The organism is Sphaerochaeta sp. (assembly GCF_050178175.1).
GTDB lineage: Bacteria > Spirochaetota > Spirochaetia > Sphaerochaetales > Sphaerochaetaceae > Sphaerochaeta.
In genome coordinates this window covers 1-13127 of the sequence record NZ_JBFXGH010000059.1, presented here as the reverse complement: position 1 = coordinate 13127, position 13127 = coordinate 1, and the positions used below count along the sequence as shown (strand labels likewise).

The window sequence follows — 13127 nt, the reverse complement described above, 5'->3', positions numbered from 1 at the left end:
GCCTTCGAGCAGTACCCCATCTCCAAAGTTATAGGAGAGAGATGGCCTGATCAGGGCATTGGCTGGATCAAGCTCCACATAGGTGAAGATCTTTGCGGTCAACCGTTCGTCAAGGAATGTATCCTGTACCCTGAAGGTAAGGGTGTGGGCATACTCCTTCACCCTCTTCATCTGGCTGACCAAGGTATCGTTATGGTCATGGGTATAGGTCAACAGATACTGGGTCGACCACTGGGCTCCCAGCATGTTCCAGTCCAGCCCAACCAGCGTCTGTACCTGGTTGTGGTACTCAGTGGAGAATGCGGGTAGACCTGCGCTTGTATCTACTGTGTTGAACGGCTTCTCAAGTGCCAGTGCTGCTTCTCCTCTGAGTACGACACTGCCTATGGTGGTATTGAAGCTGCCTCCAACAAAGCCGTACTGCTCATACCCCTGGGAGATGGTGGGGGGGGCAGAAGGAGTGATTTCTGTGACCAGTGGCTCATCGGTGAATACATAGCCTCCGTTTACTTTCCAGCTGATCGTATTGCCAAACCTTCCCAATGAGAGAAACACCTCACTGTTTTCCAAACTTGCATCAGGCATCGTTGCTTCCTTAATTGTTGCCGAGGCTAATGCCGGATCCAGGGATGGTGTTTGCTTCCAAATTGAATCCTGGGAAGGGAGAGTGGTTGGGATGAAGTGCGTCACCCAGATTCCCTGCAGGGTGTAATCTCCTGCATAGTAGTCTACCTTGATGGCCGGAACTGCCTTACGGATCTCCGTAAAGTCAGCAAGGATGAATGAGCGCATATCCCTGGGGCTAACCAGGTCGGTGATGAATGCTCCCTCAGCCTCACCCCAGATGACCTTCTGCTTACCAACCCTGAGGTCTGCATCCTGCAGATAGAAATCGAAGTAGGCTTCCTGAAGATCTAATGCAACACCTTCGTTGGGTGTGCTGTACGCTACCGGGTGCAGGGTAAGTTTTCCCAGGTCACCATAGTAGTCATACGTAAGGTCAGCTGTTATCTCATGCACAGGCATGTCGCCCTGGTCGAATCGAAGGGTGGCATAGTCTCTGACCATGCCGCTGAATACCCCGTCCCCGGCTACTGCCGGTGACAGGACTACAATGAGTAACATACTTGCCAGTACGATGTTTTTCTGCTTCATTACTTATCTCCTTGGTCCAATTTTCATCTGTCGTTCACTGAAGAAGCTGTCATCAAAGTCCTGATTGAATGCAACCTCTTCCATCTGAATCCTGGTGGAGGTATTCTCCTCGAGGTTTCTCATCGTCATATCAGTGATGACATAGATACCATCAATTGCTTCATATTCGTCGATAGTGAGTGTCTTTCCGAGCGTTCCATCGGGAAGATAGAACTCCTTTTTCAGGCCGAACCACGCTCCCTCCACAACCCACGAGAGGGTCCTGGGATAGTCCTCATCACTTTTTGCTATACTCTCTACAACCAGGGTCGAAACCCCGTCGACTGTCTCTTTCCCCAAAACGGTGTGGCTATCCAAATCAGGATGTCGGCTTCCCATATCATCGTAGGTAAAGTCAGAACCCATGAACGAGTCGTTCTTGCTGTCGCTTGCGATACGCTTCACTCTCTTGAGCGCTGGCAGGTAGATGTACTGGTCATCACTTCTGCCATCCTCATAACTGAAGCTGAGAAAGCTGGTATTTCTCACATCACTGGGGGAGAGGAAGAACATAAGCTTGCTCTCAACCCCATCCTTATCCATTCGGTACTGGGCAATTGTTCTCTCCCTGACTGATCCTCTTGCATTGGTAATGGTCATGATCAGATTGGCACTCATGGTATCCCCACTATCGCGGTTGTAGACTTCCCACATTACCTCACTGCCACCAGGGGTGGCTGCGCTCACGGTAAGTAAGGTGAACGTCAAGAGCAGTGCAAGCACACTGATTCGTTTGGTTGTACGTATGTTCATAAGTAACTCCTTGTATTGTTATCGTATGCGTTTTGGAAGAAACACATGTTTTTTCTCGAGGTAGTGCACAAGCACCACCAGTATGGTAAGCGTGCCCAAGGCACTGGTTGCCATGTTAAGGACGATGAGAGCACCAACCTGCCTGTTGGGAGGGAAGACGCTGAACATCAGGATTGCAAAACCACCCATGACGGCGATTGCATTGAAAATGATTGCCCTCCCTGTATGCCTCAGTGTCGATCTCGTGGCTTGTTCAATTGAAGATCCCCCGAGGCGTTCATTTGTGTAGTGCTCAAGGAAGTGGATGGCATAGTCCACCCCGATACCGATGGCAATGCTGGTTATCAAGGCAGTTGCGCTGCTGAGCGGGATCCCAAGCAGTCCCATCACCCCGAAATTCACAATAGCCGTGATGGCAATGGGGACGGTTCCCACGATGCCGATGGCCAGGTTCCTGAACAGGAGAGCCAGGAGGATGATGATAATGACAAAGCTGAGGGCCAAGCTGATGATCTGTCCCTCCAGCAGGAGTTCACTGAAAATGAAGGCCTTGTAACCACTGCCGGCATATGTTACCTCAATTTCATGTTCGGCAAAGACCGGGCGGTAGGATTCGACCACAGCGAGGATATCCTTGAGAACAGCAGAGCTGTCACTCTTCAACTGAACCGTAATATTTGCACTGGTATACTCGTAGTCAACAACCTTTTCCAAGGATTCTGGATCACCGGAAAATTCGTAGAGCAGGAGATACTGACTTACCAATTCCTGGGAATCCGGGATGCTGTAACTTCCCTCTTCGCTCTCCAGCATTACTTGGTTCATCTGCTTGATGAAGGTTGCAAGGGAGAGTGTGTTTCCGACAATTGGGTCCTTCTCAATATCATCCTGCATGGAATCCATCGCCTGCAGTACCTCTGGATGCTTGAAGAGATCTGTCTCATCCCCGCTCAGGATGATATTCAAGGTGGAAGTCCCACCGAACTTGTTGTTTACAAATTGGTCGGTCTGTGCAATGGTGCTGTCTTCCTCAAAGTTTGCCAGGAAGCTCGTATCAATCCATACCATGCTTGTTCCCCAGATTCCAATGATGAGCACTGCAAGGGAGATGAAAACAACCATCTTCGGGCGTCTTAGCAGGAGTGCCTGGAGCTTGTCTGAAAGCGTTCCTTTTCCCTGTTGTATTTCAAGATCTGCCTTCGCTCTCTTGTACTTGGGTTTTCCCAGAAGATAGAGGGAAGATGGGAAGAGCAATAGGGCAAGCAACATCTCAGAGAGGACACCGATGGCTGCAAACAACCCAAAATACCGGACAGGAAGTACCTGGCTGCTCATCAGGGCAACAAATCCGATAGCTGTGGTTATCGCTGTCATGATAATCGGCCTTACCATCTGCTTCAGGGACTGGGTAGCCAGTTCTCCTTTGGAAAGGTCAGGGTAGGAGAACATCAGGTGGTGGATGGTATTGTGCATGTGAATACCATAGGCAACCCCGATGGCGATCAACATGACAGGGATCATGGTATCAACGGCATAGATGGGTATGTTCAACAAGGTCATCAACCCGAAGGAGACCAGTGTCCCAAAAAGCACAATGACCATGTTCAGTACTGTATCGCGTACTGAACGCAACAAGAGGTAGAGCAGGATGATCATGGTGATGATGACCAAGGGGAACATGATCGCCATGTCCTTTGGCCCGAGCTCTGCAAGAGCCCCTTCAACTACAGGGCGTCCTGCAACCATGAGTTTCTCAGGCCCTTCCCACTGCTCAGCCCAAGTCTGCAGTGTCTCTGCCTCTATGTCACTGTTCAGTTCAGCAATGATCAGTGTGGCCGTCCCATCCTTACTGACATTTCTCCCATAGATCATGGGGTTGGCTTCTACCTCGGCCTGCATTTGTGAGATTGCCGAATCACTCGTTTTTCCGGAGTAGAACGGTTCAACCTCAAGAAACCCATCATCACTCTTGATGTTGTCTGCATTCGTGAGACTGGTTACGGATTCCACTGCATCAAACTCTTCCTGCAGCGCTACAGTGATGGCATCTATCTTTTCAATTGTGCCGGGGTTGTAGATACCCTCAGGGTGTTCAACTACGATGAGTATTGCATCCTTGATACCAAAGAGGCTCTCTGCCTCATCACTGGCCACAAAGGCGGGGTGGGTCTTTGGCATATATTCATCAAGGTCCGTCTCCAGCACCGCATTGTTTGCAATGGAGATGACAAAGATGGAGGATAGAACCAATACCGCGAGCAAGAGAAAAAATGGGTGTTTAGCAAAAGATGTGAAAAATCGCATAAATCCTCCGATAGTTAACGTTTACTTACATATACAAGAAATAGACATTCATTCATGAATTCGAAATGTACAGTTATTGCAATGAGAAGAGCGTGCTCAGGCTAGCAGTGATAGGCCCTGCCTGTTCTCTCAGGTTTGATGGTTCATCCTGCATGTGCCAGCGTGAGACATGGAGGCGGATGGTACCGAAAGTGATCATTGCTAGCTCAGCAGGGTCCATATCATCCCTGCAACGCTTCTCTGCAATGGCCTCTGCATAGAATGCAGAGAGTCTCTTCAGGTTTCCCTGCAACAGTGCATCCAACTGTGGCTTGAGTTGCATGTCAACATTGAATGTCTCCTCAGCGAACAGCATAAGCGTAAATGCTGCATTATGTTCCAGAAGTGTGAACAAGTCATGTACAAACTTGGTGAGCGCTTCCCTGTAGGAAGCTCTTGAGGCAAGCAATGCAGCAAACTGTGGGGTAAGCAAGCTGTCAAGATGGACAAGGATTGCTTGCAATAACTCATGTTTGCTTGCGAAATGTCGGTATACAGCTGCTTCGCTGACTCCTATGGCGGAAGCCACATTCCGGATGGTCAGCTTTTGGATACCATCATTGGCTGTTACACGGATTGCTGCTTCAACCAATTCAATCTGTCGTTTTGTCTGCATCGGTCCCTCCAGAATAAGTTAACGATTACTAACGTACTCAATGTTCTCTTCTTTGGCAAGAGGGTAATAGGTTTTTTTCAAGCTTTGTTTGCATTCACTTGCAACCTCACCATTTCAACACGATACTAAAGGCATGGAGGGACCAAGCCATATGAAACACGTGTCATCAATGGATGCAGCAAAAACTATTGTACAACGATACCTTGCGTCACACGAAAGCGGCCACTATACCTGGCGACCGTTCGTGAAACGAGGAATCTACCGAAGAGAAGATTACCGCTACCATGCAGACTTGCAGGGTTTACTTCCCTCAGCTCCGCTTGGTTCCTACAGCTATATCTGGGGAGTGTACCCCAGCACAGGAGAGACAACGCTTCGCTTCGCACTCATTCCCTATGGTCCGGTCAGGATATTTGTGAATGGTGCCTTGGTGGGGGAGAGTGATATCTTCAGTGAACGGTATCGCAGCAAGCAGATACTCGAACTGCCGATGAAGAAAGGATTGAATGACCTGGTTTTGCTCTGTGAAAACACCAGTGGCGGGTTTGGCTGTGAATTCGGTACGTGGGTCGGGAAGCTGGATTATTATTTCCTTATGCCTTCCCTCTACAGCGAGATGGAAGGGTTGTGTTACTCAGCTGCACAGGAAACGCTTCTGGAAACTCTTACCCTGGAGTCCTTGCATTCTCTGGATTGGTATCCTGAACGTCCTGAATTACTTGGGGAATCGGTGGATCTTACAAGCATTTTCCCTGATGCAAAGGAAGGCCAATGTGCGGTATTGGCGACCTCCTTCACCTTGAAGGAGGACCGATGGTGTACCTTCAGGAGCAATGCCCGGCTTTTTCTTGATGATCTTCCTGTGGAGGGATCCCTGGAATTGCAAGCAGGCCGGCATACCCTCCTGCTCTATGCCAGGATTGAGAGTCCGGTCACCTTGGATGTCCTTGATGCAAAGACCAATGATGTGATAGAGATTTCCAATCCTGTCCTCCCTGCATCGTATCCCTATCGTTATCTGGTAGCTGGTCCGTTTGATGCTCGTCCAGATGTATTCTCAATCCAATACACCAAGCCATTCCCTACGGCAAACGGAGAGGATTTCTGGCACCTTGAAGGGGAAGATACCTACCTGCGGATGTACAATGACAATCCCCTGTTTGGGCATTGGAACTATCCTCTCGGAGTCACCCTCTATGGCCTGGTGGAAACAGAGCGGATGCTCTCCTCCTCTGATCCTTCCCTGGCGTACCGTATTGCAGAGTATCTGGAAAACCACATACAAGCCAGTCTTGATTCCTACGCGTATGCCATGTGGGACAAGGAGCATCTTGGAGGCAGTACTGCCGTGCATCATCTGATGACAAGCCTGGACAGTCTTGATGACTGTGGTTCCTTTGCATCAACGGTCCTTGAAGTAGGCAGGGATCATGAGCTTCATGGATTTGAGGAGATTATCGAGGTGGTTTGCACTTATATCAGCAAGATACAGCCCCGCCTGAGCGATGGTACGTTCTTCCGTACCGGACTCATGCATGAGTTCCATGAGAATACCATGTGGGTCGATGACCTGTATATGTCGGTTCCTTTCCTCATCCGCTACAGCATCTATGCAAAGGATGACGCCTACCTGGAAGACGCCATCAACCAATTCTTCGGGTTTGCAAAATATCTCTATATGGAAGATGCGGAATTGATGAGCCATGTCTATGATTTTGAGCGCAATATTGCCACAGGCATTCCCTGGGGTCGGGGGAATGGGTGGGCATTGTTCAGCCTCTCAGAGTTGCTGATGGTTTTGCCTGAAAATCATCCCAAACGGAAGAAGTTGCTCACGTTTTTCCGCTCACTCAGTGAGGGGTTCTTCCGTCATCAGGATGAGGAGGGAATGTTCCATCAGGTGTTGGACATGGAATCATCCTACCAGGAAAGTTCCTGTACAGCGATGGCAGCTTGTGCCTTCTCAAGGGGCGTACGTGGTGGGTGGTATGAGAATCCGGAACCATACCGGGAAGGATGCTTGAAAGCTTGTGAAGGACTCAGGAAGAAGGCCATCGACGGGGAAGGCCATGTGCATGGGGTATGTCGTGGCTCGGAGTTCTCCTGCTCACGCCACTACTATGCCGAGCAGTTGCTCCCCCGACTGGATGATACCCATGGCATTGGTATCATCCTCCTCGCGCTCTGTGAAGGGGAGAAACTTGGTTAACCCTTCAAGCCGGTGGTAGCCAATCCCTGTACGATATACTTCTGGAAAACCAGGAAGATGATCAGGACAGGGAGGAGGCTGAGGGTCCCCATGGCAAAGATGGCAGACCAGTCAGTAGAGGTCTGCGGGTCACTGAACATCCTGAGTGCCAAAGAAACGGTGAAGAGTTTTGGCTTGTTCAAGAAGAGCAACGGGCCAAGGAAGTCATCCCATCTCCAGTAGAAGCTGAAGATTGTACTGGTGATTACCGCTGGCTTGATCAGGGGGAACAGGATTCTTGAGTAGATCATGAAACGATTGCACCCATCTATCTTTGCAGAGTCATCAAGCTCATAGGGAATTTGCCGGATGAACTGCACCATGAGGAAGATGAAGAAAGGGAGTCCTGCAAATTGGGGAATGATCAGGGGCTTGAACGAGTTGATCCAACCAATCTTGTGGAAGATGATGAACTGGGGAACCATGACCACCTGGTAGGGAATCATCATGGTCAGGAACATACAGGCATACCAGAACGACCTACCCCTGAACGGTACCCTGGCGAAGCCATAGGCAACCAAACTGGAAGCAATCACCGCTCCAAAAGTGGAGAGGATCGTATAGTAGAAAGAGTTCTTGAAGAAGGTCGTGAAGGTTATCGTGTTGTTGAACCTCCACCCCCTGATGTAGTGCTCCAAGCTCAGGGATTTGGGTATCAGGGAGCTTGAACCAAATATTTCAGCATTGGTCTTGAATGAGTTGGAAACCATCCAGAGAATCGGATAGAGCATCAGGAATCCAAGGAGGATGACAACGATGTGGAATATGGTTTGGCCGAGAAGATGTTTTGTTTTTCGGTTCAACATCTTATTTACCCTCCTTTGCTTCATAGAAGACCCAATTATTTGAGGTTTTGAACACAATACCGGTCATAACACCGATTATCAGTACCAGGACCCAGGCGAGGGCACTTCCATAACCCATATCGTAGTACTTGAATGCCCTTTGGTAGAGATAGAGTGCATACACCAAGGTGGAATTGAGGGGGTCTCCTGTTCCTCCTGATACCACAAAGGCTTGGGTAAAGACAGTGAATCCGTTGATCAACTGCATGACCAGGTTGAAGAAGATGACCGGGGTGATCTGGGGAACGGTAATGTGCGTGAATTTCTTCAGGGGGGTTGCCCCATCGATGGAGGCAGCTTCATAGAGTTCCTTGGGAATCTGTCTGAGTCCAGCAAGGAAGATAAGCATCGAGGATCCAAACTGCCACGTAGCAAGCAGAATCAACGTCCAGATTGCTGTTGAGGGGTCCCCGATCCAGGACCTGTCGGTGATGATGCCTATTTTTGCCAATGCAGCATTGAGTGCTCCATCAGCCATGAAAAGTCGTCTCCACATGACTGCGACGGCGATTGAACCACCGACCAGGGAAGGTACGTAGTATATTGCCTGGTATATCCTGATAGCCCGGGTGCCACGGTTGAAGAGCATGGCAACAAAGAAGGCAAAGAGCAGGCGTAGCGGTACCGAAACGAATGCATAGAAGAAGGTAACCTTAAGCGATTGCCAGAAGAGTTCATCGCCTAGCATCCTCCTGAAATTCTCCAGCCCATTGAACATCGGTTCACCGAGGATGTCATATTCGGTGAAGGAGTAGTAGAGGGAGAAGAGGATCGGGATAATGGAAAAGGCTATGAACCCCAGCAGCCATGGGCTGATAAAGGCATAGCCGGATAAATCATTCAAGAACGACCGCCTGCGGGATGTGAGTTGCTTCATGGGTGCTCCTTCCGGCTATGGAGGAAGACCCGCAGGAGCAGGTCTTCCCCATAGTGTACCGTTGCGCTTACTTCAGGATTTCGTTTCCTCTGCTCATGATCTTGGCAACCCCTTCATCGAGGGATACACGCTTCATGAGTATCTCTTGGGTAACATCACGTACCATCTTGAGGAACTCACCGCTGCCTGCCGGATCGGGAGCATCAATCGGTCCTGCGTTCCTGGAAGCAAGACTGATGTAATCGAAAATCTGTTTGTTGATCGGGTCAACCATTGTTGACATGTGCTCGCGTACATCATCAGGAATGGGAACTCCGCGTTCACCCATCAATATCTCATTGACTTCAATATCGTTGACAAAGTAGTTGAGGAACTTTGCTGCAAGTTCAGGATTCTCAGCGGAAGCTGGAATGCTGAAGAACATGGAAGGCTTGAGGAAAGTTCCCTTTGCCTTTGCATTCTTGATGTTGGGAAGCAGAGCAATCTCAAGAGGACGCTGTGCTGCAGCCTGGGTGGAGACAAACTGGTTGGACCAGATGAATTCAACCCAAGTCTCACCCTTGGCAATGGCTCCTTCCTCAGGGCTGACGGTAACAAAAGCTGTTTCCGGCTTAATGAGGGCACCTGCATCAAGGAGTCTGAGCTGGATTGCATAGAACTCACGCAGAACTGAAGGATCGGTAAAACCAAGACCGGTTTCACCATAGGTGGATGCACCAGTCTGGCGGATCATGTTGTCGAAACCAACCTTTGGATCAGTGGTGAAGAAGGGGATTGTCTGTACACCAGTCTTCTGGTACACCTGCAGTGCAATGCGTTCAAAGTCTTCCCAAGTCCAGGTTGCACTATCGATTTGTGAAATGCCTGCCTTCTTGAGAACTGCAGGATCATAGGTAAGACATACAGCGTTGGTGCCCAAGCTGATACCATACAGTTTCCCGTCAACCATACCACCGGTAAGGAAGGAGTCATTGATCTTGGAGAGGTCAATGATTCCCTTGTCGACATACGGGGTAAGATCAGCAAGCTGCTTCCTCTCTACCCACTGGAGCATGTACGCATAATCATGCTGCATAAGGTCAGGGAGGCTCCCTGCGGCTGCCTGGGTGTTCATCTTGTCCCAGTAGCCACTCCAACCGGTTGTCTCGGTTTCAATGGTGACCCCTGGATTCTTGGCTTCGAACAGCTCGACGGCCTTGTAGGTGCGTTCATCGCGGGTAGGGTTTCCCCACCAGGCGAGTCGCATCGTGTTTGAATCAGGTTCCTCGGGAGCTGCCTGGGCAAAGAGGACACCCGGCAACAACATGAGGATCACCATGGAGGTGATGAGAACGTTTCTTGCTTTCATACAAATCACTCCTTTTGTTCGTGTTTCCTATAGTGTACGGGCTCGTGTGCAAGATGTCAAAAACTTACTGTAACCAGTTTTGAACAAAGAAGATAATAGGTATGTATTATCCAATAATATGTCGGAATAGGACAGAATTGTCCAAAGAAAAAACCCCCAAGGATTTCCCGGGGGCTTGTGGATAAGGGGTAGGTCAGCTGTTGACTCGCTCGATATACTCTTTTGTTTCGGTATTGATGCGGATCTTCTCACCCTGCTTGATGAAAATCGGGACACGGACTTTCAGTCCGGTTTCTGTGGTTACGTACTTGGTTGCACCCTGGACGGTGTCACCCTTTACTGCTTCCTCAGCCTCTGCTACCAGATAAACCACTTTCGGGGGAAGCTGGATGTCGAGCATCTGATCTTCCCAGAATGTGCACCGGTAGGTTTCCCCGTCCTTCATCAGGAACTCATAGTCTGGGAACGTGGTCATCGGTACTTCGATCTGTTCGAAGGTGTCAGTCAGCATGAGATGGAAATGCTCTCCATCGTTGTACAGGTACTGACAGTCACGGTCCATCACAGAGATGTCTTCAGCGTTATCCTGGGTCTTCATCGTTTCACTCAAGGTCTGGCCTGTTGAGGGGCTCTTCATCTTCAGTCGTACGAAGGCTGAGCCTTTGCCGGGATTTACGAACTCTCGGTCAACGACCACAAAGGGTTGTCCTTTGATCAACAAGGCGGTTCCCTTATCGATTTGGCCTGCTTTAATCATGTGTATTACCTCGTATTGTTACAAATTACGCGTATCGCCATTCCTCAGCATATCAGAAAGCGGAAAAAGAATCACCCCCTGCAGACTGCTTTTATCCATAAGCAACATCAACAGGCGGTCCAGGCCGACGGCAACACCGGAACACTGGGGCATGGATGCAAAGGTATGGGCAAGGGCAGGGTCGGTATCGGGAATGACAGAGCCACTGTCCATCCTATTTTCCACCAGCTTTGCATACTCACTCTGGTAGTAGGCGGAGATAGTGTTTTCGCTTCTCTCTTCGTCATAACAGTTGGCGATCTCCACACCACGAATGTAGAGTTCCCACCTCCGGCGGTAAAGGCCGTCAGCCTTTGCAAGGCAGGCAATCTGCCTTGGATACTGTTCCAGTACCAAGGGGCGGTCTTGGGGAAGGTTCGGCTCAACGAAGGTCAGGAAAATCCTGTTGAACGTATCTTCCCAGCTTTCAGGCCCAGGGGGAAGTGAAAGACCGAGTCTCTGTGCTTCATTGGCAAGAGAACTTTGCCGTTGGTGCTGCTCCAGGTCTATTCCCGCATAGGTGAGCATTGCCTCTGCAACGGTCATCCTTCTGAAGGGAGGCCTCAGGTCCTGTGGACTTCCTTCGTTCAGCAGCGAGGCAATAAGATCCTCTGTAAGGGTAATGGAGTCCTGTTCGTCCGCCCCTATGGTGTAATATTCAAGCATCGAGAACTCGATATTGTGGATATTTCCCAGTTGTTCACTGTTCCTGAAGCAATGGCTGATCTGGTAGATGCTGCCGATTCCCTCAGCAATGAGCTGCTTCATGAAGATTTCTGGTGAAGGGACCAGGTACAGGTCCTTGGAGGGAAGAAAGGGGTTCTCGAATCGCGTGGAGAAATTTTCTATGGTAGCCTCAGGTATGAGGGTGGGACTGAGTATGGGGGTGTCGACTTCCGTATAGGAACGTTCGTCAAAAAAGGTACGGATGGCCCTATACATCCTGCTCCTTTGCTGTGCTGCTGTTTTCATGGGATCATCATAGCCAGAGGGCCGCTTGTGTTGCAAGCATACCATGCAAAACAGTATACTCACTCCTATGAGAGAGTATGTAACCGACGATATCATCTATGCCCTTGCCACCCCATGGGCACAGAGCGCCTTAGCGGTCATCAGGGTGAGTGGAGAAGGGTGCAAATCACTGCTAGCAACCCATTTTTCGCGGCCTAAGGCCCTAAAAGAAGCGGATAATGCCACATTGGTGCATGGATACCTGCAGGACGAAGCAGGAAGAAAGCTGGATGAGGTTGTTGCTGCCGTTTATACGGAAGGCCACGGGTACACCCTGGAGGAAGCAATAGAATTCACTTGTCATGGTTCACTTGCCGTGATCAAGGAAATTTTGGGAATGTTTTCCCGACTGGGTATGCGTAGTGCCGAGGGTGGTGAATTCACCTTCCGTGCATTCTTGCACGGCCGTTTGGATCTGACCCAGGCAGAGGCTGTCCAGGAGCTGGTGGTAAGCCAGAGTGAACGTTCCAGGGCCCTTGCCCTGGGGAGGCTTGAAGGGAGCCTGAAGGATCGGATCAGCTCGCTCAAGCAGCAATTGATGCAGGTCATGGCTGCCGTTGAGGTACAACTCGACTATGCAGAGGATGAACTGGATGCATTTGTGTTTCCCCGTGCCCAGCTCGTTGATTTGATTGGGCAGCTCCACCATCTCTCTGAGACCTACCAGGTAGGAAAGCTCTACAAGAGCGGGGCCCGGATCGTGCTTGCCGGTTCTACCAATGCAGGGAAAAGCTCTCTCTTCAATTTGCTATTGAAACAGGAGCGATCGATAGTCAGCCCTGTAAAGGGGACCACCCGTGACTATATAGAAGCCGACCTATCGATCGAGGGTATCCCGATTCGTCTGTACGATACAGCGGGACTCAGGGAGAGCTCTGACAGTATTGAGAGTGAAGGCATTAGACGAACAGAACGCCTTATTGGTCAGGCAGACCTGGTGGTATTTCTTGTTGACAGCACCATGATGGGGCACGTACCTGAAGAGGATGAACGGACCTTGGTGGTCTACAACAAAAGTGATCTTGCAAAGCCACCTCAGGGGAAGTTGGCTATCAGTGCCCAAAGTGGGGAAGGAGTGGATCGTTTGCTCCATGAG

11 protein-coding genes are annotated in these 13127 nt (G+C 49.9%); 2 read left to right on the top strand and 9 right to left on the bottom strand.

Annotated elements, in window-relative coordinates; translation table 11 throughout:
- The 4 genes from AB7S66_RS07840 to AB7S66_RS07825 all read right to left on the bottom strand — a co-directional run.
- Window positions 1-1155, bottom strand: a 1155-nt coding sequence (locus AB7S66_RS07840; protein WP_428518889.1) for a DUF1302 family protein, incomplete at its 3' end; no start/stop codon positions are given.
- Between the two features lie 3 nt (window positions 1156-1158).
- Complete coding sequence (locus AB7S66_RS07835) at window positions 1159-1947, bottom strand: outer membrane lipoprotein-sorting protein (RefSeq protein WP_428518888.1); 789 nt, start codon at window positions 1945-1947, stop codon at window positions 1159-1161.
- A gap of 18 nt (window positions 1948-1965) precedes the next feature.
- Window positions 1966-4251: an efflux RND transporter permease subunit gene (locus tag AB7S66_RS07830; protein ID WP_428518887.1), complete on the bottom strand. Its 2286-nt coding sequence runs from the start codon at window positions 4249-4251 to the stop codon at window positions 1966-1968.
- A 73-nt stretch (window positions 4252-4324) separates the two neighbouring features.
- Window positions 4325-4906 (bottom strand): TetR/AcrR family transcriptional regulator, encoded by a 582-nt coding sequence (locus AB7S66_RS07825; RefSeq protein ID WP_428518886.1) that lies wholly within the window; start codon window positions 4904-4906, stop codon window positions 4325-4327.
- Window positions 4907-5057: 151 nt separating this feature from the next.
- On the opposite strand from AB7S66_RS07825, the gene AB7S66_RS07820 reads away from it, so the two are divergent.
- Window positions 5058-7115: a glycoside hydrolase family 88/105 protein gene (locus tag AB7S66_RS07820; protein ID WP_428518885.1), complete on the top strand. Its 2058-nt coding sequence runs from the start codon at window positions 5058-5060 to the stop codon at window positions 7113-7115.
- On the opposite strand, the gene AB7S66_RS07815 is transcribed toward AB7S66_RS07820, so the two are convergent.
- From AB7S66_RS07815 to AB7S66_RS07795, 5 genes are all read right to left on the bottom strand, one after another.
- Entirely contained in the window at window positions 7112-7960 is an 849-nt protein-coding gene (locus AB7S66_RS07815; protein ID WP_428518884.1) for a carbohydrate ABC transporter permease, read from the bottom strand. The two genes, AB7S66_RS07820 and AB7S66_RS07815, sit on opposite strands and share 4 nt — an antisense overlap.
- A 1-nt stretch (window position 7961) precedes the next feature.
- Window positions 7962-8876: a carbohydrate ABC transporter permease gene (locus AB7S66_RS07810; protein ID WP_428518883.1), complete on the bottom strand. Its 915-nt coding sequence runs from the start codon at window positions 8874-8876 to the stop codon at window positions 7962-7964.
- Between the two features lie 67 nt (window positions 8877-8943).
- The gene (locus tag AB7S66_RS07805) at window positions 8944-10224 is read right to left on the bottom strand and encodes an ABC transporter substrate-binding protein (protein ID WP_428518882.1); all 1281 of its coding nucleotides are present in this window, start codon (window positions 10222-10224) and stop codon (window positions 8944-8946) included.
- 193 nt (window positions 10225-10417) lie between these two features.
- Window positions 10418-10981: an elongation factor P gene (gene efp / locus AB7S66_RS07800; protein WP_428518881.1), complete on the bottom strand. Its 564-nt coding sequence runs from the start codon at window positions 10979-10981 to the stop codon at window positions 10418-10420.
- A gap of 18 nt (window positions 10982-10999) precedes the next feature.
- Window positions 11000-12037, bottom strand: a complete 1038-nt coding sequence (locus AB7S66_RS07795; protein ID WP_428518880.1) for an amino acid--tRNA ligase-related protein — start codon at window positions 12035-12037, stop codon at window positions 11000-11002.
- A 22-nt stretch (window positions 12038-12059) separates the two neighbouring features.
- Here AB7S66_RS07795 and mnmE point away from each other — a divergent pair.
- The coding region (gene mnmE, locus AB7S66_RS07790) for a tRNA uridine-5-carboxymethylaminomethyl(34) synthesis GTPase MnmE (RefSeq protein ID WP_428518879.1) at window positions 12060-13127 on the top strand (1068 nt) is incomplete at its 3' end.